Source organism: Ensifer sp. ENS02, from assembly GCF_014851885.1.
Classification (GTDB): domain Bacteria; phylum Pseudomonadota; class Alphaproteobacteria; order Rhizobiales; family Rhizobiaceae; genus Ensifer; species Ensifer adhaerens.
In genome coordinates this window covers 242,653-269,177 of record NZ_JACVAO010000001.1, presented here as the reverse complement: position 1 = coordinate 269,177, position 26,525 = coordinate 242,653, and the positions used below count along the sequence as shown (strand labels likewise).

Annotated in this window: 29 protein-coding genes; 11 read left to right on the top strand and 18 right to left on the bottom strand. The window is 63.8% G+C overall.

Translation table 11 applies throughout. From position 1 onward, the window contains the following. Window positions 1–207 precede the first annotated feature (207 nt). Together ilvN and IB262_RS01275 are read right to left on the bottom strand one after the other, a co-directional pair. A complete protein-coding gene (gene ilvN, locus IB262_RS01280) occupies window positions 208–780 on the bottom strand; it encodes an acetolactate synthase small subunit (RefSeq protein WP_034792687.1) in 573 nt (190 codons plus the stop codon). 22 nt (window positions 781–802) lie between these two features. Beyond that, window positions 803–2,581: an acetolactate synthase 3 large subunit gene (locus tag IB262_RS01275; protein WP_034792684.1), complete on the bottom strand. Its 1,779-nt coding sequence runs from the start codon at window positions 2,579–2,581 to the stop codon at window positions 803–805. 523 nt (window positions 2,582–3,104) lie between these two features. Here IB262_RS01275 and IB262_RS01270 point away from each other — a divergent pair. Further along, window positions 3,105–4,478, top strand: coding sequence for an MATE family efflux transporter (locus IB262_RS01270; RefSeq protein WP_210333211.1), 1,374 nt, complete (start codon window positions 3,105–3,107; stop codon window positions 4,476–4,478). A 46-nt stretch (window positions 4,479–4,524) separates the two neighbouring features. On the opposite strand, the gene IB262_RS01265 is transcribed toward IB262_RS01270, so the two are convergent. Further along, on the bottom strand, window positions 4,525–4,893 hold the full coding sequence (locus IB262_RS01265) for a hypothetical protein (protein ID WP_060515977.1): 369 nt from the start codon (window positions 4,891–4,893) through the stop codon (window positions 4,525–4,527). Between the two features lie 397 nt (window positions 4,894–5,290). Beyond that, window positions 5,291–5,917, bottom strand: coding sequence for a TetR/AcrR family transcriptional regulator (locus IB262_RS36400; protein WP_112974913.1), 627 nt, complete (start codon window positions 5,915–5,917; stop codon window positions 5,291–5,293). Window positions 5,918–6,033: 116 nt separating this feature from the next. On the opposite strand from IB262_RS36400, the gene IB262_RS01255 reads away from it, so the two are divergent. Together IB262_RS01255 and IB262_RS01250 are read left to right on the top strand one after the other, a co-directional pair. After that, window positions 6,034–6,645: an rRNA adenine N-6-methyltransferase family protein gene (locus tag IB262_RS01255; RefSeq protein WP_112974914.1), complete on the top strand. Its 612-nt coding sequence runs from the start codon at window positions 6,034–6,036 to the stop codon at window positions 6,643–6,645. Window positions 6,646–6,669: 24 nt separating this feature from the next. Next, the gene (locus IB262_RS01250; RefSeq protein ID WP_112974915.1) at window positions 6,670–7,680 is read left to right on the top strand and encodes an NAD-dependent epimerase/dehydratase family protein; all 1,011 of its coding nucleotides are present in this window, start codon (window positions 6,670–6,672) and stop codon (window positions 7,678–7,680) included. Window positions 7,681–7,698: 18 nt separating this feature from the next. Here IB262_RS01250 and cax read toward each other — a convergent pair whose 3' ends face one another. Then, window positions 7,699–8,793, bottom strand: a complete 1,095-nt coding sequence (gene cax, locus IB262_RS01245; protein WP_034792668.1) for a calcium/proton exchanger — start codon at window positions 8,791–8,793, stop codon at window positions 7,699–7,701. Between the two features lie 164 nt (window positions 8,794–8,957). Continuing rightward, window positions 8,958–9,425 carry an Lrp/AsnC family transcriptional regulator gene (locus IB262_RS01240; RefSeq protein ID WP_034792656.1) on the bottom strand — a complete coding sequence of 156 codons (468 nt, stop codon included), beginning with the start codon at window positions 9,423–9,425 and terminating at the stop codon, window positions 8,958–8,960. A gap of 108 nt (window positions 9,426–9,533) precedes the next feature. Between IB262_RS01240 and IB262_RS01235 the strand changes: the two genes are divergently transcribed. The 4 genes from IB262_RS01235 to IB262_RS01220 all read left to right on the top strand — a co-directional run bounded on the left by IB262_RS01235 (window position 9,534) and on the right by IB262_RS01220 (window position 13,937). Next, complete coding sequence (locus tag IB262_RS01235; protein WP_112974916.1) at window positions 9,534–10,082, top strand: alpha/beta fold hydrolase; 549 nt, start codon at window positions 9,534–9,536, stop codon at window positions 10,080–10,082. A gap of 126 nt (window positions 10,083–10,208) precedes the next feature. Beyond that, on the top strand, window positions 10,209–10,727 hold the full coding sequence (locus IB262_RS01230; RefSeq protein ID WP_034792648.1) for an ABZJ_00895 family protein: 519 nt from the start codon (window positions 10,209–10,211) through the stop codon (window positions 10,725–10,727). Window positions 10,728–10,861: 134 nt separating this feature from the next. After that, entirely contained in the window at window positions 10,862–12,889 is a 2,028-nt protein-coding gene (locus IB262_RS01225) for an ATP-binding protein (RefSeq protein WP_034793613.1), read from the top strand. A gap of 352 nt (window positions 12,890–13,241) precedes the next feature. Beyond that, window positions 13,242–13,937 (top strand): class I SAM-dependent methyltransferase, encoded by a 696-nt coding sequence (locus tag IB262_RS01220; RefSeq protein ID WP_192493361.1) that lies wholly within the window; start codon window positions 13,242–13,244, stop codon window positions 13,935–13,937. Between the two features lie 45 nt (window positions 13,938–13,982). Here the strand turns inward: IB262_RS01220 and IB262_RS01215 are convergent, their stop codons facing one another. Next, a complete protein-coding gene (locus tag IB262_RS01215) occupies window positions 13,983–14,396 on the bottom strand; it encodes a helix-turn-helix domain-containing protein (RefSeq protein ID WP_244546700.1) in 414 nt (137 codons plus the stop codon). A gap of 157 nt (window positions 14,397–14,553) precedes the next feature. Between IB262_RS01215 and IB262_RS01210 the strand changes: the two genes are divergently transcribed. Next, window positions 14,554–14,946 (top strand): MAPEG family protein, encoded by a 393-nt coding sequence (locus tag IB262_RS01210; RefSeq protein ID WP_162728668.1) that lies wholly within the window; start codon window positions 14,554–14,556, stop codon window positions 14,944–14,946. Window positions 14,947–14,985: 39 nt separating this feature from the next. On the opposite strand, the gene IB262_RS01205 is transcribed toward IB262_RS01210, so the two are convergent. Beyond that, on the bottom strand, window positions 14,986–15,207 hold the full coding sequence (locus IB262_RS01205) for a hypothetical protein (RefSeq protein WP_348646879.1): 222 nt from the start codon (window positions 15,205–15,207) through the stop codon (window positions 14,986–14,988). A 238-nt stretch (window positions 15,208–15,445) separates the two neighbouring features. Between IB262_RS01205 and IB262_RS01200 the strand changes: the two genes are divergently transcribed. Next, window positions 15,446–15,847: a VOC family protein gene (locus tag IB262_RS01200; protein ID WP_112771080.1), complete on the top strand. Its 402-nt coding sequence runs from the start codon at window positions 15,446–15,448 to the stop codon at window positions 15,845–15,847. A gap of 19 nt (window positions 15,848–15,866) precedes the next feature. Here IB262_RS01200 and miaA read toward each other — a convergent pair whose 3' ends face one another. Continuing rightward, entirely contained in the window at window positions 15,867–16,778 is a 912-nt protein-coding gene (gene miaA / locus IB262_RS01195) for a tRNA (adenosine(37)-N6)-dimethylallyltransferase MiaA (protein WP_112974919.1), read from the bottom strand. On the opposite strand from miaA, the gene serB reads away from it, so the two are divergent. Then, window positions 16,777–17,664 carry a phosphoserine phosphatase SerB gene (serB, locus tag IB262_RS01190; protein ID WP_060605449.1) on the top strand — a complete coding sequence of 296 codons (888 nt, stop codon included), beginning with the start codon at window positions 16,777–16,779 and terminating at the stop codon, window positions 17,662–17,664. The two genes, miaA and serB, sit on opposite strands and share 2 nt — an antisense overlap. After that, window positions 17,661–18,236 (top strand): GNAT family N-acetyltransferase, encoded by a 576-nt coding sequence (locus tag IB262_RS01185; protein ID WP_060515966.1) that lies wholly within the window; start codon window positions 17,661–17,663, stop codon window positions 18,234–18,236. The genes serB and IB262_RS01185 overlap by 4 nt, the downstream gene beginning before the upstream one ends. Before the next feature lie 204 nt (window positions 18,237–18,440). Here the strand turns inward: IB262_RS01185 and IB262_RS01180 are convergent, their stop codons facing one another. From IB262_RS01180 to IB262_RS01140, 9 genes are all read right to left on the bottom strand, one after another. Beyond that, a complete protein-coding gene (locus tag IB262_RS01180) occupies window positions 18,441–19,343 on the bottom strand; it encodes a LysR substrate-binding domain-containing protein (RefSeq protein WP_034792628.1) in 903 nt (300 codons plus the stop codon). 487 nt (window positions 19,344–19,830) lie between these two features. Then, window positions 19,831–21,351: a DegQ family serine endoprotease gene (locus IB262_RS01175; protein WP_112974920.1), complete on the bottom strand. Its 1,521-nt coding sequence runs from the start codon at window positions 21,349–21,351 to the stop codon at window positions 19,831–19,833. Between the two features lie 271 nt (window positions 21,352–21,622). Further along, window positions 21,623–22,009, bottom strand: a complete 387-nt coding sequence (locus tag IB262_RS01170) for an ACT domain-containing protein (protein WP_034792627.1) — start codon at window positions 22,007–22,009, stop codon at window positions 21,623–21,625. A 6-nt stretch (window positions 22,010–22,015) separates the two neighbouring features. Further along, window positions 22,016–22,201 (bottom strand): DUF2065 domain-containing protein, encoded by a 186-nt coding sequence (locus tag IB262_RS01165; protein WP_034792618.1) that lies wholly within the window; start codon window positions 22,199–22,201, stop codon window positions 22,016–22,018. Between the two features lie 7 nt (window positions 22,202–22,208). Beyond that, entirely contained in the window at window positions 22,209–23,129 is a 921-nt protein-coding gene (locus IB262_RS01160) for a protease modulator HflC (RefSeq protein ID WP_060515963.1), read from the bottom strand. Further along, window positions 23,126–24,244, bottom strand: coding sequence for an FtsH protease activity modulator HflK (hflK, locus tag IB262_RS01155; RefSeq protein WP_034792611.1), 1,119 nt, complete (start codon window positions 24,242–24,244; stop codon window positions 23,126–23,128). Before hflK ends, IB262_RS01160 begins: the two co-directional genes overlap by 4 nt. 156 nt (window positions 24,245–24,400) lie before the next feature. After that, window positions 24,401–24,937 (bottom strand): dihydrofolate reductase, encoded by a 537-nt coding sequence (locus IB262_RS01150; RefSeq protein WP_034792608.1) that lies wholly within the window; start codon window positions 24,935–24,937, stop codon window positions 24,401–24,403. Further along, window positions 24,930–25,535 (bottom strand): glutathione S-transferase, encoded by a 606-nt coding sequence (locus IB262_RS01145; RefSeq protein ID WP_060515961.1) that lies wholly within the window; start codon window positions 25,533–25,535, stop codon window positions 24,930–24,932. The genes IB262_RS01150 and IB262_RS01145 overlap by 8 nt, the downstream gene beginning before the upstream one ends. 167 nt (window positions 25,536–25,702) lie before the next feature. After that, window positions 25,703–26,497 carry a thymidylate synthase gene (locus tag IB262_RS01140; RefSeq protein WP_060515960.1) on the bottom strand — a complete coding sequence of 265 codons (795 nt, stop codon included), beginning with the start codon at window positions 26,495–26,497 and terminating at the stop codon, window positions 25,703–25,705. Between the last annotated feature and the right edge of the window lie 28 nt (window positions 26,498–26,525).

Here is a 26,525-nt window from a genome sequence, read left to right as displayed (position 1 = left end):
CTTAGCATCTTCAGCAGAAGCGTGCCTTTGATGGACGGTCACCATGAAGGAGGAAAGAAGCGGCTCGCTGGGTGCGAGCGCCCCCTCTCCCCGCCTGCGGGGAGAGGGCTGGGGTGAGGGGCAGCCTCCGCACAAAGTGCGAGGAGCAATTCCGCTCGGAAAATCTCGCGCGCAAGAATGCACGCGAGCCCCCTCACCTCGGCAAAATCACATGCCCTGCGGGCCGCGGTTCATCGCTGCGATGCCGGTGCGGCAGACCTCGATGAGGCCGAGCGGCTTCATGATGGCGATGAACTGCTCGATCTTCGACGGCTTGCCGGTGATTTCGAAGACGAAGTGATCGATGTTGGCGTCGATGACCGAGGCGCGGAAGGCGTCGGCAAGGCGCAGAGCCTCGACGCGGTGGTCGCCCGAGCCGTGTACCTTGACGAGCGCCAGTTCGCGCTCGATCGGCCGGTCGTGGCCGAGGCTTGCGGCGCGCACGGTCAGGTCGACGACGCGGTGGACCGGAACCAGCCGTTCCAGCTGGTTCTTGATCTGGTCGAGCACGTGCGGCGTGCCGCGCGTCACGATGGTGATGCGCGACAGGTGCGCCTCGTGTTCCGTTTCCGAAACCGTGAGGCTCTCGATGTTGTAGCCGCGGCCGGAGAACAGGCCGATGACGCGGGCAAGGACGCCCGGTTCGTTGTCGACGAGAACCGAAAGCGTGTGGGTTTCGGCGACTTCGGTCTCCTTGGCGATGAAGTAGGCGGAGCCGGTCGGTTGAAGGTGTGCGTTCATGTGAGTGGTTCCTCTACCTATCTCAGACCAGCTGACGGCCCTTGGCGTCGATCGCGTTGGCGACCGCTTCGTCCGTGGCTTCGTCGGGCAACAGCATCTCGTTGTGGGCCTTGCCCGAGGGGATCATCGGGAAGCAGTTGGCGAGGTTGGCGACGCGGCAATCGAAGATAACCGGCGCCGGCGTGTCGATCATCTTGCGGATCGCTGCATCGAGCTCGCTCGGCTTGTCGCAACGGATGCCGACGCCGCCATAGGCTTCCGCCAGCTTGACGAAGTCAGGCATCGCTTCGGTGTAGGAATGCGACAGGCGGTTGCCGTGAAGCAGCTGCTGCCACTGGCGCACCATACCCATGTACTGGTTGTTGAGGATGAAGATCTTGACCGGCAGGCCGTACTGGACCGCGCAGGACATTTCCTGGATGCACATCTGGATCGAGGCGTCACCGGCGATGTCGACGACGAGGCTGTTCGGGTGCGCGACCTGCACGCCGATCGCCGCCGGGAAGCCGTAGCCCATGGTGCCGAGGCCGCCCGAGGTCATCCAGCGGTTCGGCTGCTCGAAGCCGAAGAACTGGGCTGCCCACATCTGATGCTGGCCGACTTCCGTGGTGATGTAGGTGTCGCGGTCCTTGCTCAGCTCATAGAGCCGCTGGATCGCATATTGCGGCATGATGACGTCGTCGTTGGGCGCATAGGCGAGCGAATTGCGGGCGCGCCACTTCGTGATCATCTCCCACCAGTCCGAGAGACGTGCCTTGTCGGTCGACTTGGAAGCGGCGCGCCAGAGGCGAACCATGTCTTCCAGAACCGTGCCGACATCGCCGAGGATCGGCACGTCGACGCGGACGTTCTTGTTGATCGACGACGGGTCGATGTCGATGTGGATCTTCTTGGAGTTCGGCGAAAACGCGTTGAGGCGGCCGGTGATGCGGTCGTCGAAGCGGGCGCCGATGCAGATCATGACATCGCAGTCATGCATCGCCATGTTGGCCTCATAGGTGCCGTGCATGCCGAGCATGCCGAGCCAGGCCTTGCCGGAGGCCGGGTAGGCGCCAAGCCCCATCAGCGTCGAGGTGATCGGGAAACCAGTGAGCTCGACCAATTCGCGCAGCAGATGCGAGGCTTCGGGGCCGGAGTTGATGACGCCGCCGCCCGAATAGATGATCGGCTGGCGCGCATTGCGCATCAGTTCGACCGCTTCCTCGATCTTCTTCAGATCGCCCTGCTTCTTCGGCTGGTAGCTCTTCTGGGTCGGGACGGCAGACGGCGGCGTGTAGGTGCCGGTCGCAAACTGGACGTCCTTCGGGATATCGACAACGACAGGACCCGGACGGCCGGACTGTGCGACGCGGAAGGCCTCATGGATGATGCGGGCGAGATCGTTGACGTCGCGAACCAGCCAGTTGTGCTTGGTGCACGGCCGGGTGATGCCGATCGTGTCGCATTCCTGGAATGCGTCGGAGCCGATCAGCGAGGTCGGAACCTGGCCGGAGATGCAGACGAGCGGGATCGAATCCATCAGCGCGTCCTGCAGCGGCGTCACCGCATTGGTAGCACCTGGGCCGGAGGTGACCAGCATGACGCCGACCTTGCCGGTGGAGCGGGCATAGCCTTCGGCCATGTGGCCGGCGCCCTGCTCGTGGCGAACGAGGATGTGCTGGATATCGTCCTGCTGGTGGATTTCGTCGTAGATCGGAAGCACGGCGCCACCGGGATAGCCGAAGATATGCTCGACGCCATTGTCCTTCAGTGCCTGGAGAACGATCTCCGCGCCTGTCATCTGGTTTTCTGTACCGCTCATTGACTTGCTTCCGTCCCTTTTCCCAGTTGGGTGCTTAGCTTGTTTGAAGGCATAAAAAAAGGCCCCGTCAGGAGCCTCGTTCAGCGCATGGGTGGCTACCGCCGGATGGTTACACCATCCTGCCCATGCGCCGTCCCACCACAAGAATAACCGCAAAATTTTTCATGGGCCGAGTTGATAAACACAAATGCCTGAGGCGTCAACGGCTTTTCGTTACACGATCCGGCGCTTTCTCGGAACATTGTTGCGCAAACCGTCCGAGAAAGCTGCGCGAACAGGCCCATAGCGACTACGGCAAGGCACGCTTGTCTCATGACGCGCAAGGGTCATCTTCCCCCGGCTTGACGGCGATGCGGCTTGGCGCTACCTCCCTTTCCGGGCTTCAGATCCCCGCCGCTCGCAGGCTTCCAGTCTCGGTGAAATCTGACTTCTGACGATATCCTCTCGCCCCGATCGCATTTCGTGTGGCAGGCAATGCGAGCCCCTCCTCTTCCCAATCGAAATGCGAGAACAGGAGTGCGGGATGTCCAAGGACACCTCCAAGCCGAATGCCTACTTGACCGCGCCGCTCGGCGCGATCTTCTTGAAAACGGCGCTGCCGATCATCTTCGTCATGAGCATGAACGGGCTGTTGACGGTGGCGGATGCCATCATGCTCGGCATCTATGTCGGCGCCGAAGCCGTCGGCGCCGTGACCACGGTGTTTCCGATCTTCATTCTCACCGTGGCGCTGGCCACCCTCGTCGTCAGCGGCATGGCGAGCCTGCTTGCCCGCCATCTCGGCGCCGGCCGCTTTGCTGAAGCCCGCGGCGTCTTCGCCGGCGCCCACATGCTGGCGCTGACGATCGCTGTTGCACTGATCGCGCTGTTCGCAGCCTTTGGCGACCGCCTGGTGCTGACGCTCACCAATGGTCCGGGGCCGCTCGCCGGCATGGCCGAGCGCTATATCGCGATCATCATCTTTTGCGCGCCCGTCCAGTTCCTGCTGGCGGTGCAATCGGATGCGCTCCGATGCGAGGGACGCGCCGGGCTGATGGCCGGCTTCAGCCTGCTGGTCTCGCTCGCAAACCTTGCCCTCAACTATGTGCTGATCGCGCTGCTGGACATGGGTGTCGCGGGGTCCGCGACCGGCACCGTGCTGGCGCAGCTCCTCGCGCTCGGCCTCATCGCCCTCTTCCGCCTGTTCGGACGCACGGAAATGCGGCTCTCCGGCCTCCTCCGGCATAATCCGCTGACGGGATGGAGCCGCATGATCGCGCTGGGCAGCCCCCAGAGCCTCGGCTTCATCGGCATGGCGCTGGTGTCGGTGACGATCATGGCGGCGCTGCAGAAGACGGCGGCCGAAAACTACGCCACCACGGTCACCGCCTACGGCATCATCACCCGCATCATGACCTTCGCGCTGCTGCCGCTCTTGGGCCTGAGCCAGGCGATGCAGGCGATCGTCGGCAACAATGTCGGCGCCGGCCTCGCGGACCGGGCAGAAAGGATGCTGTGGCTTGGCATGCTTGTGGCGTTCTTCTACTGCCTCGCCGTCGAGGTGCTGCTCCTCGGCTTTGCCAGGCCGATTGGCGCGACCTTCGTCGACAGCGATGCGGTCATCGCCGACGTCGCGCGCATCATGCCGGTGATGGTCGCGATGTACGTCTTCTCCGGACCGCTGATCATGCTCGGCAGCTATTTCCAGGCGATCGGCGATGCGCGCCGGGCGGCGATCCTTGGGCTTGCCAGGCCCTATCTCTTCACCATGCCGCTGGTCGCACTCTACGCGTCGACCTTTGGCGAACCCGGCATCTGGTTCGCCATGCCGACTGCAGACGCGCTGCTTCTCGCGGTCGCGCTGCTGGTGTTGTGGCAGGCCTCGCGGCAACGACCCGCAATGGCTCCGTCAGGCTGATCTGCGCGCGACGCGCCGGCTCTCCGGCGCGTCGCAGTCCCTATCGCTAGAACCGCGAGAACCCGACAAGCGACGGCATGATGGAACCGCGGCCATCGTTGATGAACGGCGCCAGCCCCGCGGCCACCTCTTTGCTCGGATTGCCATAGACCTCGAGCCGCTCCACCGTGCAGTGGGCGGAGACGTCGTTGATGTGTGCATCCGACATTTGCCAGTGCCGGAGCACGTCCTCAGAATTGCGGTAGAGCTGGATGCTCACCGCCTGCATCTCTTTCTCGTCGATGAACGTCTGCACCATCAACTGCGGCGCATGCTCTTCGACGAAGGCGATCGCGCTGCGCACCGCCTCGCGGAACGGTTCGAGATGGCCGGGAGTAATCCTCATCAGGTTTCGGAAAAGCAGTTGCTCGGTCATGCATCCTCCATGTCGCGTATTGCTGGCTCCTCGGGCCGGATCCGGGCCGGAGATGGCGTTCGGGCCAACGCCGATGGAGAGGCTTTTAGGAGCTCAAGCATGGTTGAGGTCAAGCGGCAGATACCAGAGCAATTTTGGAGGTCGGCCGCGTCCGCATGCACCGGCCATTAACACTTGCCGTGGCAAATTAGCTTGGCTGCATGATGCAGCTTAAAAACAAAGGCAATGAGATGCTTGACCTTTCCGTGCTCACACCTCTCCTCCTCAGTTTCGGCGCGATCTACCTGTTCTTCCGTTGGGTCGTGTTCGATATGAACGCCCCGAAATAGACCCCCGCGCTCCAAGCCTGCCTCCGTGAGAGGCCTGCGATCCCTGCCGGAGCGCACGGAGGCACCCCCTATTCATCGACAAGCCTGGCGACGAGATCACCGAGCAGGCGCTCGATCTCGGCGTCATGCCCCTTGTTCAGCGCTTCCAGCCCCACCACCTGGCGCATGATCTGCACGCCGGCGACGAGCGACATCAGCAGCGCCGCGCGCTGACCTGCATCCGGGCCTGAAAGCGCCTCAGTGACGTTCTTCTGGTGGTGGCTTTCGACCACCTGTCGCGCGATATCGACCGCGCGCTCGTTGGAGATCGAGCGGAGCATGATGAGGAAGCCGTCGAGCGCGGTTGCCTCCGGTTCCGTCACCTTCAAAAGCGCGCTTGCGATGCGCGCTGCCCGGTCCGGTGCGCAGAGCGTCTCCGGCGTGGCGATGATCGGCCGTTGGTTGGCGGTGGACAGCACTTCGGCAAAGAGCCCCTCCTTCGAACCGAAATAGCGGTTGATCAGCATCGCCGTAACCCCGGCCCCTTCGGCGATCTCGCGCACACCGGCGCCTTCATATCCCGAAGCGATGAAGGCGGAGCGTGCGGACTCAAGAATTGCGGCGCGCGTGGCGCTCGCATCGCGGCGGCGCCCTTCCTTTTCGGCAGGCCGCTTTTCTGCGCCCCCTTTTTCAGCACCCCCCTTTTTGGCAGGCATGACTCCTCCTTAGTATACGCCTGTAGACATGATCACGAATCGGAAGTATACAGACGTAGACTTGCCGCTGCAACGCGCCTTGCGAGACAGCCCTCATTCCATCCACGGAGCCTCACGTGACCAGCATTTGCGCCTATGGCGACAGCCTGCATTTCTTCCGCTCCTGGCTCGCAGATCCATTGCGCGTCGCCTCGGTCACGCCGTCCTCCCGGTCGCTTGCCCGGTTGATCACGCGCGAGATCGACCCTCGCTATGGCCCGGTGCTCGAACTCGGTCCCGGCACCGGTGTCTTCACGCGCGCGTTGATCGAGCGGGGCGTGCGCGAGGAAGACATTGTGCTGGTCGAATCCGGCCCTGACTTTGCTGCCGTCCTGAAGGCGCGTTTCCCGGCCTCCACCATTCTTTCGATCGACGCGGCGCGGCTTGCCGATGGTCATTCCGAAATTCCCGCAGGCATCGGCGCTGCGGTCAGCGGCCTGCCGCTGCTCTCCATGCCCACCCGCAAGGTTATGGCAATCCTTTCCGGTATTTTCCTGCACATGCGGCCGGGTGGCCATCTCTACCAGTTCACCTACGGTCCGCGCTGCCCCATCCCGCGGCCGCTGCTCGACCGGCTCGGCCTTCGCGCCCGGCGCATCGGCGGCACCATCAGAAACTTCCCGCCCGCCTCCGTCTACCGGATCAGCCGGCGCAAGCCCTTCGCGGCCATGCGCAGGACCTGCGACTGACGCAACGAAAGAAGATGAAAACCAATGAATGAATGTGTTCTTGTCACCGGCGGCACCGGCTTCGTCGCCCGCTGGTGCATCGTCTCTCTGCTCGAAGGCGGATACCACGTTCGCGCCACCTTGCGCGATCTCGCAAAGGCCGACGCCGTCTGGCGCTCGATCGCCGCCGTCAGCGACGCGACAGACCGACTGTCCTTCGCCAGGGCCGATCTGACCGGAAATGACGGCTGGGCCGAGGCGATGGAGGGCTGCACCTATGTCCTGCACGTCGCTTCACCGCTCGGCGGCGTTTCCGGCGGCGGTCGCGACGCCTATGTTACGCCGGCCCGCGAAGGCACGCTGCGGGTGCTTTCCGCCGCCGTCGATGCCGGCGTCCGGCGTGTGGTGATGACTTCGGCGGCCGCCACGACCCGGCCGCCGCTGGACTCAGGCCTTGCCAGCGACGAGACGCGCTGGGCCGACCCCGACGACCCGCAATTTGACAATTACCGGGTCTCCAAGATCCTCGCCGAGCGTGCCGCCTGGAAGTTCATGGAGGGCAAGGCGACGGAGTTCGCCACGGTGCTGCCCGGCGCCGTCTTCGGTCCGGTGCTTTCGAGCGAAAATCTCGGCTCGGTGAAGATCATCGGCGACCTCGTTGGCGGCCGGCCGCGGTTCCTGCCGCGCCTCGGTTTCTGGGTGGTGGACGTACGCGATCTCGCCGACCTGCACGTCACCGCCATGACCGCGCCTGGGGCCGCAGGCGAACGCTTTCTCGCCGCCGGCGACTTCCAATGGATGGAGGAGATCGCCGCCACGCTGCGCCTGGGCCTCGGCGTCGATGGCCGCAAGGTGCCGACGCGACGGCTGCCGACGGCGCTCGTGCGGCTGCTGGCCCCGCTCAGCGCCGATTTGAAGCCGCTGGCCCCGCTGCTCGGTCGCAAGTTTGCGCTGTCATCCGACAAAGCCCGGCGCCTGCTTGGCTTTGCGCCGAGGCCGGTGAACGCCACCATCCTCGACTGCGCCCGCAGCCTGATTGCGGCCGGCGGGCGCTGATTTCAGCCGACCGCAGGGCTACACCTGCGGCGGCAGCAGGAACAGCGTCATGGCGAAGATCACGTAGACGGTGAGTGCCAGCACGCCCATGTACCAGGCAGACCGCCCGCCGTTGGAAAGCAGCGTCGCGGCCATGGTCGCGACCAGCATCATCACGATCGCCCCCGGCCAGAACTGCAGGTCCATCGGCTGCGGCCCGAGCACGTAGCTCAGAAGCACCAGCAGCGGCGCGACGAAGAGCGCAATCTGCACGGCGCTGCCGAGCGCTATGCCGACGCTCAGGTCCAGCCGATCCTTGCGCGCAGCGGAGAAAGCCGTCGCCATCTCGGCCGCAGCACCGACGAGCGCGACGACGACGAAGCCGACGAAGGCCGGCGTCATGCCAAGCTCTTCGGCCGCGACCTGCACCGAGCCGACGAAAACTTCGCTGACGAGCGCCACAAGAACGGTCACCACCAGCAGCACGATGATGCCCGTCGCCAGCGGCCAGTGCGGTTCATCACCGCCATGCTCGGAAGTGGCCGAGACGAACAGCTCGCGATGGGTCTTCAGCGAAAACAGCATCCAGAGCCCATAGGTGATGATGAGAAGGACGGAGAGGCCGGCGCTCAGCTGTTGGGTGAAAGCCGTCTGCGGCTGGCCGTCGGCAGCACCGATCAGCGAAGGCACGAGTACGGCGATCGTCGCCATGAACAGGAGGCTCGCCAGAAAGCGCGCATTCACCCGGTTGAACTCCTGCAGGTGAAACTTGAGCCCACCGAGCAGAAACGAACCACCCAGCATGAACAGCGTGTTGGTGACGATCGCGCCGGCGATCGAGGCCTTGACCAGCAGATACTGGCCGGCAGCAAGCGCCATCAGGGCGATGACGAGCTCGGTCAGGTTGCCGAGCGTTGCATTCAAGAGCGCGCCGACCGTGTCGCCGGTGCGGGCCGCAACCGCCTCCGTCGCCTGGCTCAGGAGCGCCGCCAGCGGCACGATCGCCGCCACCGACAGCAGGAAGAGCAGCGTATGGGCGTCCGGCCAGATGTGCTCGCCGGCGATCGCGATCGGCACGAAGACGATCAGCCAGAGTATGGGTGTCCGACGAAAATAGGCAATTGCATCGCTCATGGCTTCCCCTCGCCCGCTTCCCGCTCGCCCTTCGAGCGTCCGTGGCCGGCAACGCCCCCGACGGTCACCCGAGCGGACGTGCCTGGCCTATGGTTGAATTATCCCGCGTCCTCTCGCGTTCTGCATTGACTTTCATCAAGTCGGAGCGTGCCCGGCGCTCAGTCTCAGACCCGCTGGATCAGCGCCCGCCCGATCGGCTTTTCCGGCTCGCCGCTCAAGACAAGCGACGTCGTCACGGCGCCATAGCGCGCGATCGTGTCGACGATCGTTTCAAGCTCGCCCGGCGTCGGCACCAGCACCTTGAGAAGGAAACAGTCCTCGCCGGTCAGCCGCAGCACCTCGATCACCTGCGGCATCTCGGAAAACTGCTTGAGGCAGGCACGGATATGTTCGTGCGTCGTCTTCAGGCGGATCACCGCCATCATGCCAAGCCCGAGGCGTGCCGCATCGATGCGTGCGCCATAACCGGAAATGATGCCGCGCTCCTCCAGCCGCTTGACCCGCTCCGAGGTCGCCGGCTGCGACAGACCGATACGCCGCCCGAGCTCCGAGATCGCGATGCGTCCGTCTTCCTGCAATACCTCGATGATCGCGATATCGGTCGGGTCGAGGGCAGAACGGTCAACCGCCATGTTTCACCTTTAAATCCATCGGCAAGCGGCCGCACTTTCCGATGATTGCGCATTCAGATGGTCAAGGGAAGCTGGCAGTCTCCCCAATGTTCAAGATGAGAGGACGACATGAACGATATCATCATCCTGCCCGGCATCGGCGGTTCAGGCGAGGCGCACTGGCAAACCCGATGGGAGTATGCAGACCCTCACATGCGCCGTTTCCAACCCGGCGATTGGGATCGTCCGCAGCTTGCCGACTGGATCCAGGCGCTCGACAGCGCCATTGCCTCAGCAAGCGAGCCACCCCTTCTCGTCGCCCACAGCCTTGCCTGTCTGCTCGTCGCCCATTGGCATGCGGTCCGCACCCGTCCGATCGCCGGCGCTTTTCTCGTGGCGGTTCCCGATCCGACGTCTGCGGCCTTCCCGGCGGAGGCTGCCAGCTTCGCCAAGGTCCCGACGGAACGCTTCCGTTTTCCCTCCCTTATCGTCGCGAGTTCCAACGACCCCTTCGGCACCATCGGCTACGCGCAGATGCGGGCGGCGCAATGGGGCAGCCGGCTCGCCGAAGCCGGCGCCGTCGGCCATATCAACGGCAAGAGCGGGTTGAGCGACTGGCCGGAAGGGCGGGCGCTGTTCCGGTCGTTTGCTCAGTGCATCAAACCATCGGAGGGCTGAGGCGTCACACAGTCCGGCCAACGTCGGCGAGCTTTCCCGACAGTTTGCTCAGGGAGAGCGCACAATCTTGCACGTTATGCGCTAATCATGCCAAGTGGCCCCACAACCGCCCGCCAGGAACCACGCATGACGCCGACCGTGTCGCTGACGCCATATTACCGCTACTTCGCCCTCGTTTGCCTGGCGTTGACAGGAGTCTGCGTGGCCGGGATGTTCGCCTACGAGACCCTTGTTGGCCCGATACCGAAGGGAACTGCATACGGCGTCTGGTTTGCGCAGACATTGTCATCGGCTACCGCCACAGCCAGCCGTTTCGTGCAAAGGCATCGCCGATGCCCGACGGAAGAAGAGAAAGCGAAACTGGCCCGCGTCTCCTTGGGCTTAGCCACGGCAATTAGCATTCTGCCGGGTGTTGCAATTGCTGCTTGGGTCTACGTCATGGCGTTTGTATTTGGCGACCCAGGCTATGAGATCGCCTACTACGTCAACCGGCAGCAGTTCGTCTCCCTGCTGATGTCTCTGGACATGGTTCTCTGTCTCGTGATCGCAGGCGGTATGGCCCTCCTCCTGACCGTCTCGTACTTCATGATGCGCTGGCAGTACGGTAGCTCGGCGAGGAGGATGGCCGGCCGGCTATCGCTCTGACAGGGAACTAATCGGATCGCGCAAGTCGCCGTGCCGCTGCCCGTGCCCCGCGTGCTCGAGCGTGCAACATCTCGAAACCACTTGTTAAATCCCCTTGGCTAACATGAAGCGCCGTATTGCCGGGGTTTCTCGCGTTGCTGAACAATGAACTTCATTCCTCGATCCGTGCCGGAGAGCAGGATCGCCGTGACGGCCTGAAGCCCGGCAACCGGTTCCTCGGACGGGTGGTTGCCTGCAACGGCGCGCGCGCGACGATCGCTGCGATCGCAGAGAGCGGCGAGACGTCGCTGACCGAACTCTGGTCCGTCGGCCGGCTGATTTCCATTTCCGTCGGCAGGAACCGCGTGGTGGCGCTGGTCTATTCGATGCAGACCACCTCCAGCGAATGGGGCGAAGAGACCAACAACACCTTCCGCATCGAAGTCGAACTGATGGGCGAGGTCCATAGGGGGCCCGACGGTCGTGAAGAGTTTTCCGCCGGTATCAGCCAATATCCCTATCTCGGTGCCATCGCCCACCGCATCCGCGCCGCCGACCTTGCGCGCATCTACGATTCCGGCCGCAACGACAGCTGCATCATCGGCAAGCTGACCCAGGACGAGAGCCTCGACGCAACCATTCACGTGCCCTCGATGCTCGCCAAGCATTTCGCCATCGTCGGCACGACCGGCGTCGGCAAGTCGACCGCGGTCACGCTGCTGCTCAACAAGGCGATCATTGCCGATCCGAAGCTGCGCGTGCTGATCCTCGACCCGCACAACGAGTTCGCCGCCGCCTTCCCCGACCTTGCCGTCGTCATCGACACCGATACGCTCGACCTGCCCTTCTGGTTCTTCCGACTGGAGGAGTTCGCAGAGGTGATCTTCCGCGGCCGCCCGGCGCCGCCGGACGAGCTCGACATGCTGCGCGACATCATCCCCGAGGCGAAGAAGGCCTTCCGCGGCGGCGGCGACGCCGGCATCGTGCGGCGCCAGACGGAAAAGAGCTCGATCACCGCCGACACGCCGGTGCCTTACCGCATCGCCGACCTCTTGGCGCTGATCGACGAGCGCATCGGCCGGCTCGAAGGGCGCAACGACAAGCCGCATCTGCGCTCGCTCAAGGTCAAGATCGTCTCGGCGATCAACGATCCGCGCTATCATTTCATGTTCTCGTCGAACACGATCACCGACACGATCCAGGATACGATCGCCCGGGTTTTCCGCATTCCAGGCGACGGCCGGCCGATCGCCACCTTCCAGCTGGCCGGCATCCCCTCGGAAGTCGTTAATTCCGTCGCCTCGGTGCTTTGCCGCATGGCGTTTGAAATCGGGCTCTGGAGCAATGGCGGCATCCATATGCTGGTCGTCTGCGAAGAGGCGCACCGCTACGTGCCGGCCGATCCGTCGCTCGGCTTCCTGCCGACGCGGCAGGCGATCGCCCGCATCGCCAAGGAAGGCCGCAAATACGGCGTATCGCTCGGCATCATCACCCAGCGCCCCGGCGAACTCGATCCGACGATCCTGTCGCAGTGCTCGACGGTCTTTGCCATGCGGCTTGCCAACGACCGCGACCAGGACATCATCCGCTCGGCCATTCCGAACTCGTCGACATCGACGACGAGCTTCATTTCCTCGATCGGCAATGGCGAGGCAATCGCATTCGGCGAGGCGGTGGCCGTGCCGATGCGCATGCGCTTTTCTCGCATCGCCGAGGAGCGCCTGCCGCGCGCCCACGGGATCATCGACCGGATCGACGAGGACCATCCGCCGACCGTTGACCTGCGCGCGATCGTCAGCCGCATGCGCGCCATCAACGGGCCGGATATTTCGAACTTCCAGCAGAGCTACATGGCGGCGCAGACCGTGAGCGAAGAGCAGCGCTGGGAGACCGAACTGGGCGCCACGGCAGAAGCCGAGCCGCAACCGGGCCTCAGCGAGCCGCAGGTCGAGATCGAGCCCTATCGTCCGGACATGCTTCCGCGCGCGCCTGCCCCCGTCAATCCGGAGCTGGAGCGCTTCAATCAGATCCGCCAGCAGCTCTTGAACGAGCCATCCCCGGCCGATCAGGCCCAACGCCGTTCGCAAACGGCTGACCCGGCGTCCGGCGAGCGGCCGCGCCAGGGCTCGCTGCGCGAAAGCCTGTTGAAGCGGCCCCTCGGCAGCATCATCCGCAAGACCTAGGTAGCGAACGCGTGAAACTGCGGGCGCCCCATTTGCCCGATGACAACCAGAGATGTAAAAGCGTTTTGTCCAGACATGCGCTGCGGGCGGCAGTGCGTGAACAACTCTGGAGAGGAATAGCGGCTCGCTGGGTGGTCGCACGCGTCCTTGCGACCGAAGGTCCTCCAGGGGCCGCTCCACGTTAACGCGATTGGCATGCTTCGGCCCGCCCCAATGCGGCCGTGGCTCCGGGCACCCGAACAGAACGGCACAAGCGGCGTTGCCCGATGGCGTCGCAGACCGATAGAATAGAAGTTTCAAGCGCTTCGACATCTGATCGCGCACGCCTTTCGGTGGCAGCGGAGAAAAGACCTTGCCAGAGAACGACTACGATGCCTTTGCGGCAGCCTATGATGCCGACAACGAGAACAACGCCTGGAACGCCTATTACGAGCGGCCGGCGACTTTGGCACTCGGCGGCGACGTCGCCGGGCTTCGGGTGCTCGACGCCGGTTGCGGCGGCGGAGCGCACGCGGCAGCGCTCATCGAGCGCGGCGCCACGGTGACGGGCATTGATCGCAGCGCCGGTCTTCTGGACATCGCCCGTCGACGCCTCGACGGGCGTGCGCAATTGCTGAGGGCCGATCTGGGCGAACCCTTGCCGTTCGACGACGGTGCCTTCGACCTCATCGTGGCATCCCTCGTCATGCACTATCTGGAGGACTGGTCGCTCCCGCTTTCCGAATTCAACCGGGTTCTGCAGAAGGGCGGCCGCCTGGTTTTCTCAACGCACCATCCGTTCATGGATCATTCCCTTTCCGGTCACGACAACTATTTCGAGACCTATCGCTTCGACGATACCTGGGAACGGGGCGGCAGGACCATCCACATGCGCTTCTGGCACCGCCCGCTGCACGCCATGTTCGATGCGCTCAAATCAGCCGGATTTGCCACCGAGACGGTGAGCGAACCGGAGCCCGATCCGCGTGCCAGCACGCTCTTTCCGGACGCCTACAGGAGCCTGACGACCAAACCGCGCTTCCTCTTCTTCTCGGCCGTGAAAGCGTGAGCGCGACAGCCTTCTCGACGTTTTGAAGGGCCGAGCAGGAGGAAGTCATATCCCGAGGATTTGCTCGTGCGCGCCCGTTGCGCCCCAGCGGACGATTTCGGCAAGGATCGGCATCAGCGCCCGCCCATGGTCGGTCAGGCTGTACTCCACCTTGCGCGGCACCACGGGATAGTCCCGGCGACTGATCAGGCCCCGTTCCTCCAGTTCCCGCAGTTCGCGGCTGAGAATACGCGGGGTGATCGGCTTACCGAGCCCGCCACGAAGCAGCGACCGTCCGATTTCGCCATAGCGGTGCGTCCCGCCTTCGAGCACGCAGAGGATGTGCAGCTTGTAGCGCCCGCCGACGATCTGGTTGAAGGCGATGGCGGGGCAGAGCCGGATATGGCTCATGTCGAGACCGGTCAGGCTGGACACTTTCGGCCCGACACCTCGGTCCGATGCCACGGCTTGTTCCGTCATGTCGGCGCCCCCCGTACTATCCTTTTTGTCCGTATTTACGATATCGTACCAGAGAGTTAGCGTGCTTTCAGCAAACAATGCGGGAGGAAAGCACGATGGCTGACATGGCGCAGGCACACGCGACGGCATGGTTCGAGACGGCTTTCGGAGCGCGGCCATGAGCATGGAGATGACCGTGCTGGCGCTCGGCTGCATCTTCGGCATCATCCAGGTTTTTGTCGCGGCGCAACTCCAGACGCGCCAGAACGGACTGGCCTGGTCGCTCTCTTCGCGCGAAGCGGCCGGGCCGCCGCCAACGCCCCCCGTCGGACGGCTGAAACGCGCGCAGGCAAACTTCCTCGAGACTTTTCCCTTCGCCGCGTCCGCGCTGCTTGCAGTCGAAGTCACCGGCGCAAACAACACGACGACGGAACTCGGTGCGATCGTCTGGCTTTCGGCACGGCTCGCCTTTTGGCTCGCCTATGCGATCGGCATTCCCGTGCTGCGCTCGGTCCTGTTTGCGACCAGCATCATCGGGATCGGACTGGTGCTGTGGCCGCTGCTGGCGTGACTGGTGTGAGCCGATCAAGCGTAGGCACAAGCAAGCAAATCACCCCCTGAGGTCAGGGGAATCCCACGATGGCGCCAGACGGCGGCGTGCCGCTTTCACCGCTTCGGCGTAGTCTTCGCGAAAGGGTGCGACCAACTGCTTTTGAAGGTCTGCCAGCACTCCGAGCAGCACCGCGCATTCGGCCGTGCTTTCGAAACAGGAGGCGTCCGGCGTTGGAACTGCGTTCTCCTCGCTCCAACGCGACAGAAGTTCAAAAAGCACCAGGACTTCATCGGGAGACAGACGGATTTCCGCGCTGTCAGGAGACGTTTTCTGCTCGTCTGTCATGATCGGGACATGGCATGCGCCGCCCGAACCTGCAAGCCGCCCCGCTCACAGCAAGGCATCAGCGCCTATCCTGCAAGGAAACTTTGCCGCGGGCCGACCGTTGTCGTGGCGACATCCTGGGGTAGGATCAGTCAGCCGGTTTTGTTGACACCGACGGCAACGGGAGCGCGCCATGGTCACAAGCATCACGCCCTTTCTGATGTTCCAGGATGGCGTCGCCGACGACGCCATGGCCTTCTACGTCTCGCTGTTCCCGAATGCCGAGGTGCTGGAAGTCGAGCGCTATGGACCGGATGAGCAAGGTCCCGAAGGCAGCGTCAAGGTGGCGCTTTTCCGGCTCGGCGCGCAGCGGGTCAAGTGCATCGACAGCCCGGTCCGGCACGCCTTCGATTTCACCCCGTCGTTCTCCTTCTTCGTGGAATGCCAGAGCGAGGATGAGATCATCACGCTTTATGGCATGCTCGCCGAAGGCGGGGCAGTGCTGATGCCACTCGACAATTACGGCTTCAGCCAGCGCTTCAGCTGGGTCACCGACCGCTTCGGCGTGTCCTGGCAGTTGAACCTCTCCGACTGATCCGCAGCAACGGCGCTCGTCAAAGCACCTCCTCGGCGCTCGAAATGCGCTGCCAGCTGTCGTCGAGCTGGTTACGGAACCAGGTCATCTGCCGCTTGGCATATTGTCGCGTTGCCGCAGCACCCATCTCGATCACTTCGGCCTCGTCGAGTTCGCCCTTCAGAAGGGCTGCGATCTGGCTGACGCCGATCGCCTTCATGATGGGCATTTCCGACGGCAGCTCGAGCGCAAGCAGCGCCCGCACTTCGTCGATCGCGCCGCCGGCAAGCATCAACTGGAAGCGACGGTTGATGCGGTCGTGCAGGAGCTTTCGCTCCGGCAGCACGACATATTTTGCCGCCCGGTCCGGGTCGACGATCATGGGGCCGGTCTGCTGTTGGAAGAAGCGGATCGGCTTGCCGGTCGCCTCCACCACTTCGAGCGCCCGCACGATCCGCTGGCCGTCGCCGGGCTTCAGTGTCACCGCCGTTTCCGGATCCCTGGCTTCGAGGTCGCGATGCAGCGCCTCCGCCCCTTCCGCTTTCAGCCGCTCGCGCAGCCTTTCCCGGATTGCCGCCGGGATCTCGGGCATGTCCGAGAGACCACCGGTCAGCGCCTTGAAATAGAGCCCGGTGCCGCCGACAAAAACCGGCAAGCGTCCCTCGCCCTTGAGCTGAGCGACCAATGCCTGCGCTTCACGCGCCCAGGCACCGGTGGAATAGGCGGATGCCGCCGGCACATGGCCGTAAAGACAGTGCCCGATGCCGCCCATGTCGACCTCGTCCGGCCGCGCCGTCAACAGCCGCAGCGTGTCATAGACCTGCATGCTGTCGGCATTGACGACCACGCCGCCGTGTCGGCGCGCCAGTTCGACGGCAAGCGCGGACTTGCCGCTGGCGGTCGGCCCGGTTATCAGGATCGCGTCGCTCTCGGTATCAAGGTTGTTGTCCATGGCTCTCGTTGCCACGCTTATCGCCAATCCGTCAAATCCTGTTCTGACGCCAGCACTGGCGGAAGCAGCCGCTGACGCCGTCAAGGCATCCGGCCTCTACTGGCTCGCCGATGGCATCGCCTGCGATATCGCGCTGACCGACGGCACCGATCCGGATGCCGCCGAAACCCTGCTGCGCGGCGTGATCGGCGATGCACCGGTCGATGTCGCCGTGCAAGACGCCGAGAGCCGCCGCAAGAAGCTGCTCATCGCCGACATGGACTCGACCATGATCGGCCAGGAATGCATCGACGAACTCGCCGCCGAAGTCGGCCTGAAAGACAAGGTGGCGGCGATCACCGCCCGCGCCATGAACGGCGAGATCGCCTTCGAGCCGGCGCTGATCGAACGCGTAGGACTTCTGAAGGGCCTGCCACTTGGCGTCGTCGACGAGGTCATCGCCAAGCGCATCACGCTGACGCCGGGCGGAAAACAACTGATCGCAACGATGAAGAGCAGGGGCCACTATACCGCGCTCGTCTCCGGCGGTTTCACCGTCTTTACCGGCCCGATCGCCGAGATGCTCGGCTTTGACGAGAACCGCGCCAATACGCTGATCGCCGAAGACGGCATCCTCACTGGCGAAGTCGCCAATCCCATCCTCGGCAAGCAGGCCAAGGTCGATTCGCTGATCGAGATCGCCGACCGCCTCGGCATCTCGACGGACGATGCCCTTGCTGTCGGCGACGGCGCCAACGATCTCGGCATGATCCAGCTTGCCGGCACCGGCGTGGCGCTGCACGCCAAGCCCGTCGTTGCCGAGCAGGCGAAGGTCCGCATCGACCACGGCGACCTCACCGCCCTTCTCTATCTGCAGGGCTATCGCAAGACGGATTTCGCCGGATGATCATTGCCGAGACTGAGCGGCTGCGCATCCGCGCCTGGAAGGAAAGCGATCGCGATCTCTTCTTCGCGATCAACAGCGATCCCAAGGTGATGGAATTCTTTCCCTTCCGCCGCAGCCGCGCGGAATCAGACGCGCTGTTCGATCGCGTCGGCAAGGGCATCGCCGAAACCGGCTTCGGCTTCTTCGCCGTGGCGCTCAAGGCCGACGACAAGCCAATCGGCTTCTGCGGCCTCGCGCTCACGGATTTGGAGCCGCACCTGCCCAAAGGAACCGTCGAAATCGGCTGGCGACTGGCTCCGCCCTACTGGGGCAAGGGCTACGTCACCGAAGCGGCCAACGCCCTGCTGCGCTACGGCTTCGAGGAAAAGGGCTTGAGCGAGGTCGTCTCCTTCGCGGTTCCCGCCAACACCCGCTCGACCGCTGTCATGCAACGGATCGGCATGCACCGCGACCCAAGTCGCGACTTCGACCACCCCCGCGTCCCAACCGATCAGCCGACCCTGGTTCGGCATGTGCTCTATGCGATCAGCGCCGAGGAATGGCGCGCGCATCGTTCAAAGGCCGGGAAATAAGCTGCCGCTTCGTGGGTTGCCCTCTCTGTCTGCCGGACATCTCTCTCCGCAGGCGGGAAGAGAGACGCCAGCCGCACTGGCACTACCCAACCACCTCTGAAGAATGGCGAGTGTTCGCCATATCTTTCCTTCTCCCCGCGTGCGGGGAGACGGTGCCGGCAGGCGGATGAGGGGCAAGCGCTCGCCGTGAGGATAAGGGCCGCCTCACCGCTTTCGCCCCGCCCCCGGGTAGCTCCGTTCGATCCAGTCGACAAAGGCTCTGGCCGCCTCCGACAGCGCCTCGAAGCGCCGCGCCACGATGAAGAACGCGCCATAGGGCACTGAGGCGTCGAACGGCTGGATCAGCCGGCCGGCGGCGATGTCGTCGCGGGCATGGTCGCGGTCGATGAGGCCGACGCCGCTGCCGCGCAGCGTCGCCTGCAGCACCATCGAGCCATCGGCGAAGATCGCGCCGCGTGCAAGCTTCACCGGCGCGGTGCCGGCCGCCGCAAACCATTGTTCCCAGAGTTGCCGGTTATCCTCATGCAACAATGGATGCTGCAACAGGTCTTCGGGTCGGTCGAGCGGCGGCCCGGCGCCGGCAAGCGCAGGCGTGATCACCGGGACCATCTCCACCTCGGCAAGGGGCCGCGCCTCCACCCGCGACCAGGCGCGGGCGGTCAAGCTGTGGCGGATGGCGATATCGGCCTCGCCGCTTCGAAACTCGGCGAGCCGCGACTCCGCATCGATCACCAGATCGATCTCCGGATGCGCCTCCTGAAATTCCTGCAAATGCGGCACCAGCCAGCAGCCGGCAAAGGATGGTTCGGCGCTGACCTTCAGCGTCTGCGACAACCGCCGCCCCGAGAGCGCGTCGAGGCTTTCGCCCACCATGTCGAAGGCAGATGTCAGCGTGCCGAGCAGCGCCTGACCATCGGCCGTCAACCGCACACCGCGGTGGAGCCTCTCAAACAGCGGCCGGCCGATCAGCTCTTCGAGCTCGCGCACCTGCCGGCTGATGGCCGCCTGCGAGACGAAAAGCTCCGATGCAGCCAGTGTGAAACTCTCCAGTCGCCCGGCCGCCTCGAAACTCCGCAACGCTGTCAGGGGCAGTCGGCCGCGCTTCATGCATAACCTCAAGTTATCCGAAGGCGACTGTAAACTCGTTTGAGGGGTGCCGGCAAGTGGAGTGAAATGCTTGCAAGAAAGGAGGTGCGGCAATGCATACGATTATCGAAATTCTGTTCGAAGCCCTCAGGCTGATGACCTTCCAGCCGGCGCGCAAGCCGTCCCCGCACCCCAGGCAAGCGAGCGACGACTGCTGAAAGAAGGGCACCTCACCACTTCTCGAATGCCCCTCACCCTAACCCTTTCCCCGCAAGCGGGGAGAAGGTCGCGGCAGCGGGATGAAGGGCCGTGTCTGTGCCCATCATGAGCGCGCTGCGGCCCGTCGGCCGCACCGCAGCGTTGAATCAAAACCTGAGGACGTGGATTCAGCCTCTCAGCCCCAGAGGCGATAGCACTGAAAAGATTCAGACAATCGGCTTCGACCGAAAGCGGCGCTGCGGCATCGATCCGATGCCGCAATCGCAACTGCCGAAAGGCGCGATGCGCCCTACTCCACCCGAACGGTGACGAAGCGCAATTCGCCGGACTTGTTGGAGATCAGAAGGGCGGCGTGGCGACGGCCGCTGGATTTCAGCTCCTCGACCCGGTCGGCCACGTCGGCGGGCGTCTCCATCGCCTCCTGACCGACCTCGACGATGACGTCGCCCGCCTCTACGCGCCGCTCTGCCGCGACCGAATTCGGCGCGACCTCGGTGATGACAACGCCGTCCACGTCTTCGGCAATGCCGTATTTCTTGCGCGCCTCGTCGTTGAGCGTCGCAAGCTTCATGCCGAGCACGACGTCGGTCGCTGGAAGCGGCGCAGCCTCCGGCTTGTCAGCCTTCGACCCCTCGTCGCCGGTTGCCGCGTCGGCGCTTGCAAGCGCGCCATCCTCGAGGCGTCCGAGCGTCACCTTGACTGTCTGTTCCTTGCCATCGCGGATCACCACGACATCGACCGCCTTACCGACGGGGCTTTCGGCGACCACGCGCTTCAGGTCGCGCACCTCGCCAACATCATGGCCGTCGAATTTGACGATGACGTCGCCGGCCTTGATCTCGCCGTGCGTGATCGGCCCGCCCTCGATGATGCCGGAGACGAGCGCGCCGCGCGGCGCGTCCATCTTCAGGCTCTCGGCGATATCGTCGTTCACCGGCTGGACCCGCACGCCGAGCCAGCCGCGCCGGGTCTCCCCGAAGTCCTTGAGCTGCAGCACCACATTGGCGGCAAGTTCGGTCGGCACGGAGAAGCCGATGCCGATCGAGCCGCCCGTTGGCGAGATGATCGCCGTGTTGATGCCGATCACTTCGCCGGCCATATTGAACAGCGGCCCGCCGGAATTGCCGCGGTTGATCGCAGCGTCCGTCTGGATGAAATTGTCATAGGGGCCGGCGTTGATGTTGCGGCCGCGCGCCGAGATGATGCCGACCGAAACGGAACCGCCAAGGCCGAACGGGTTGCCGATCGCCATCACCCAGTCGCCGATGCGCATCTTGCGCGAATCCCCGAAAGGCACGGCCTTCAGCGGCGCCTTCGGCTCGACCTTCAGCAGCGCGAGATCGGTCTGGGTGTCTTTGCCGACGAGCTTCGCCTTCAGCTTGCTGCCATTGGCGAAGTTGATCTCGATGTCGTCGGCACCCTCGATCACGTGGTTGTTGGTGACGATGTAGCCAGAGGGATCGATGACGAAGCCGGAGCCGAGCGATTCGACCGTGCGCTGGCGGTTACCGCCCTGATTGCCCTGGCCCTTGAAGAATTCGTCGAAATAGCGCTGGTAGGGCGAGCCCTCCGGCACCTGCGGCGCCGGCGCATCATCGTCGTTCTTGACCTTCTGCGAAGTCGCGATGTTGACGACGGCATCCAGCAGTCCGGCGGCCAGATCGGCGACGGAGGCCGGGCCATTGCTCGGCGGCCGGATCGCCGTGTTCTGGGCGAGTGCGGTGCTGCTGAAGGCAAGCGCGCCTGCGAGCGCCAGAACGCCGAGGGAGGCGCCAAGCGAGTGTACTCGGGATTTTGATCGCGTGGACAATTCGCTTCAGCTCCTCTGGCTGTGTGCGGTGACACCGGCACACCATAGCACTTTGATTCTTCGCATAATTCCGCCTCGACCGAAACCGCCGGCCGGGCTTATGCGGCAGATTTGACAAACGCAAGCCGCAAGACCGCGACGTCCGACTTTCCTCTGAAGATAAGGCGGAATTCGGAAGGGTCCAAACACGATTTCCTGATCCTTGCGCGCAAGGGTGCGAAAGGACGGGCGTTCCCGGCCGAGCCTTTAGGTCGAGGCCGGGCGTGGCTGATCAGGTGGTGAGCTCGTGGCCGTGGTCTTTCAGCGCCTGGACCGCCTTGTCGAGATCGGAGCCGGCAACGAAAATGTAGTCGGTGCTGAAGGTCGAATTGGCAAAGACGCCGACGCCGGCATCCGAAAGCGGCCGGAGCACCGAGGCGAGCACGCCGGGCACGTCAAAGGCAAAATGCTGCTCGACGCGGAAGCAGCGCCAGCCGAGCGAACTCTGGACGCTGGACGGCACGCGGGCGGCCCGGCAGACTAGCGTCATCTCCTCGCGCGAGCTCGACACGGTCCAGAAGCCCGGCCCCGGCAGCCATTCCGGCATGCTGGAGCCGATATTGAGGCGGGTGATGGCGTATTCGGCATCGACCAGCCGGATCAGCAGTTTATGTGGCATTTCGCATTATCCTCGAAGCAACCATACAAGTCCGACTCCGGCAGCCACGCAAACGAGCCCCGCCAGTCGAAGCTGATGTTCGGGGACATACGGCAAACGCTTCGCCATTTCCACCAAAACCAAAGGGGCCAGTGCGTACACCAGCCCCTCGATGATCAGGAAGAAAGCGAATCCTGTCAGAAAGTCTGACATCGCCCGCCTAGTTTCCGGTCGCTGCTTGAGGTGCCGCGGCCGGCGGAGTGCCTTCCGAGTTATTGAAGTAACGGAAGAATTCCGAATGCGGCGAAAGCACCAGCGTCGTGTCCGGGCTACCGATCGACTGCGTGTAAGCGGTCATGGAGCGATAGAACTCGAAGAACTTCGGATCGCGCGCAAAGGCGTCGGCAAAGGTCCTTGTGCGTTCGGCTTCGCCTTCACCGCGCAGGATTTCCGAATCACGCTGGGCCTCGGCCACGATTTCGACGACCTGACGGTCGGCAATCGCGCGGCGGCGCTGGCCTTCTTCGTTACCGCGGGCGCGGATCAGTTCCGCTTCCGCCAGACGCTCGGCCTTCATGCGGTCGTAGGTCTGTTGCGAGACCTCCTGCGTCAGGTCGGTGCGACGGATACGGACGTCCTCGATGTTGAGGCCGAGCGACTCCGCGTCGGTTTTGAGGTCGGCGCGCACTTCGCGCATCATCGACGCACGCTCGTCCGAAAGGGCAGCCTCGAAGCCACGCAGACCGTAGACACGGCGCAGCGACGCGTCGAGACGGGTCCTGAGACGCGATTCCGCCGAGTCGCGATCGCCGGAGACCGTCTCGCGGAAGCGGCGGGGATCGGAGATCTTGTAGACGACGAAGGCATCAACTTCGTAGAACTTGCCGCCCGAGACCTGGACACGGATGTTGTCGAGGTCGAAGCGCAGTGCCTGGTCTTCAACGTACTGGACGCGGTCGGCATCCATGAAGGCGAAGGGCAGCTTGAAGTAAAGGCCCGGCTGGCTCTTGACGTCCTTGATCTGACCGAAGCGAACGACGATCGCCTGCTGGCGCTCGTTGACGACGAAGACCGAGGAATAGATGCCGACGAAGACGACGGCGAGCAGGATCAGGATAACGGAGGTACGATTGTTGATCACTGGCCTGCTCCCGAAACTGCTGCGGCACCCGACGTCGTCGGACGACCGATTTCATTCAGCGGCAGATATGGCAGTACGCCCTGCCCGTTCTTCTCGTCGATGATGACCTTCTTCGACTTGCCGAGAACGCCCTGCATGGTTTCGAGATAGAGACGCTTGCGGGTAACGTCAGGCGCCTTGGAGTACTCGTCATAGACGGAGATGAAGCGCTGCGCCTCACCCTGTGCTTCCTTGACGACACGGTCCTTGTAGGCGGCCGCTTCTTCGCGGATCTGCGCACCCTGACCGCGTGCCTTACCGAGCACCTGGTTGGCATACTGGTTGGCTTCTTCGACGAAGCGGTCCTCGTCCTGCTCGGCGCGCTGCACTTCGTCGAACGCATCGGCCACTTCGCGCGGCGGTGCGGCGTCCTCGATGGCGACCGTGTTGACGGAAACGCCGGTGCCGTAGGTGTCCATCGTTGCCTGGATCGTGCTCTTCACGTCCGCGGCGATCGCCTGACGGTTGTCACGGAAGATGTCCTGCGCCGGACGACGACCGACGACTTCGCGCATCGCGCTTTCGGCCACCTGCTGCAGCGTGTCGGACGGGTTCTCGACGTTGAAGAGGTAAGCCTTCGGATCAGTGACCGAATAAAGAACCGAGAACTGGACGTTGACGATGTTCTGGTCGCCGGTGAGCATCAGGCCGGAATTCGACTGGCCGCTAGAGCGCCCGCCGATGTTCTGCTGCTGCTCGGTGATCTTGACGAATTCGACGGTCTCGAATGGCCAGAAATGATAGTGCAGGCCAGGCATCGAGATCTCGTCCTTCGGCTTGCCGAAGCGCATCTCGACGCCGCGCTCGTCCGGCTGCACCGTGTAGATCGAATTGATCAGGACAAAACCGACGATCAGCAGGCCGATAATGGCGAAGACGCCACCATTGAAGCCGCCGGGAACGACGTTCTTGAGCTGGTCCTGGCCACGGCGAATGATCTCTTCCAGATCCGGCGGGCCGCCCTTGCCGCCACGCGGCCGGTTTGGCCCCTGGCCCCAGGGACCCCCCTGATTGCCGCCGCCACCGCCGCCGCCCCATGGGCCACCGCCGCCGCCATTCTGATTGCTCCAGGGCATCAAAACCTCTCTTTTGAATACTTCCCACGCTGAACGGCCGCGCCACCGCACGGTCGTTCATGATGTGAAACCGTTATAGGTATCACCCGCACCGCTTTCAACGCGATAGACCCGAGTTCACCGTAAATGGTTCAAAATAGTTGACGATCCGCCGCGTCAGGCTGTCGCACGCCGCTTAAAGGTGACGAAATGCATGGCGTGGCTGTCCTTTTCACCCTGCGGCAGGTCCTCTTCGAAGACCTTCTCGAAAATGCCGGGATCGATATCGGGGAAGCGCGTATCGCCATCCACGGTCGCCTGCACCTCGGTCACATGCAAGATATCGGCACGCGCGATCGACTGGCGGTAGATCTCGCCGCCACCGATCACGCAGATCTCGTCCACGCCCGCGGCCTCCGCCTCTCGGCCGGCAAGCGCTACCGCCGCATCGAGCGACGGGACGACGCTTGCCCCTTCCGCCACAAAATCCGCGTTGCGGGTGATGACGATGTTGGCGCGGCCGGGAAGCGGACGCCCGAGCGACGCCCAGGTCTTGCGCCCCATGATCACGGGCTTGCCGATCGTCAGCGCCTTGAAGCGCTTGAGATCGGTCGAAAGCCGCCAGGGCAGATCGCCGTCGCGGCCGATGACGCCGTTTGCGGCAACGGCGACGACGATCGATATCTTCGGGTGGGTGGTCTTCGTTTCAGTCATGGAACCCGTTCGGTTTGCTGTCGATTTCTCTGGCGCGGTCATAGGCTGCCCGGTCCGTTACCACGCGGATGTAGCGATCGACGACCGTGCTTTCCGGCAGGATCTTGCGCATCCACTGCAGCGCGCTTGCCAAAAGCAGATCGGCGGCACTCATCGTTTCGCCGAGCAGATAGGTCCGTCGGGTGAGCACGTCGATCACATGGGCGCACATTTCGCTGTAGAGCCGCGCCTGCGCCGGGTTGTTGATGGTGGCGCCGGAGATATGGGCAAGCGCCGTCGGCTCGATCACCCCCGCGTAATAGGCAAGCCAGGAGAGATAGGCGCCACGCTCCTTGTGGCCGGGCGGCCGGCCGAGGCTGCAATCGGGATAGAGGTCGGTGAGATACTGCACGACGGCGGCCGACTCCCAGATCACCGCGCCATTATGGATGAGCGCCGGCACCTGCTTGTGCGGATGCGGGTTGTTGTCGTCGGGCTCACCCGAGCCGTCCCAGCGGCGGATCGAGACGTAGCGGATCTCGTATTCCGCGCCCAGCTCCTCAAGCAGCCAGACGATGCGCGAGGATCGCGACAGCGGCGCATGAACGAGTGTGAGCATCGATACCTCCCTTGGACGACAGCCCTCCCCGGCCGCCCCTCACCTTGGATTGCCGGCCCCTGCGCGTGCGGGCGACGGAAGCTCCTGCCCCGCCCGAAGGGTGGCGCGGCATCGGCATCGAGAAGAATTCAGAAATGCGGACCGGCCACCCGCAGCATCAGGATATGTCAGACGGCGATCGGCGCCTTGATGGATGAATCGGCTTCGTAGCCGACAAGCGTAAAGTCTTCGAAACGGAAGGAAAAGAGATCTTTCACGTCTGGATTGATTTCCATCCTCGGCAGCGCCTTCGGCGTGCGGGTGAGCTGCAGCCGGGCCTGCTCGAAATGGTTGTGGTAAATGTGCGCGTCGCCAAGCGTGTGCACGAAATCACCCGGCTTCAGGCCCGTCACCTGCGCCACCATCATCGTCAAGAGCGCATAGGAAGCGATGTTGAAGGGCACGCCGAGGAAGATGTCGGCCGAGCGCTGGTAGAGCTGGCAGGAGAGCTTGCCGTCGGAGACGTAGAACTGGAAAAGGCAATGGCAGGGCGGCAGCGCCATCTCGTCGACGAGCGCCGGGTTCCACGCCGAGACGATATGGCGGCGGGAATTCGGGTTGGTCTTCAGGCTTTCGACGAGGCCGGCAATCTGGTCGATATGGCGCCCGTCCGGCGCCGGCCAGGAGCGCCACTGGTAGCCATAGACCGGGCCGAGGTCGCCGTTCTCGTCTGCCCATTCGTCCCAGATGGTGACGCCGTTTTCCTTGAGATAGCGGATATTGGTGTCGCCCTTCAAAAACCACAGCAGTTCATGGATGATGGAGCGCAGGTGCAGCTTCTTGGTCGTCAGCACCGGGAAGCCCTCGGAGAGGTCGAAGCGCATCTGGTGGCCGAAGACTGAGCGCGTGCCCGTTCCCGTCCGGTCGCCGCGGTCGGATCCGTTGGTCATCACATGGTCGAGAAGGTCGAGATATTGCTGCATGGTCTGGCGCCGCCGATTCGTACTTTCG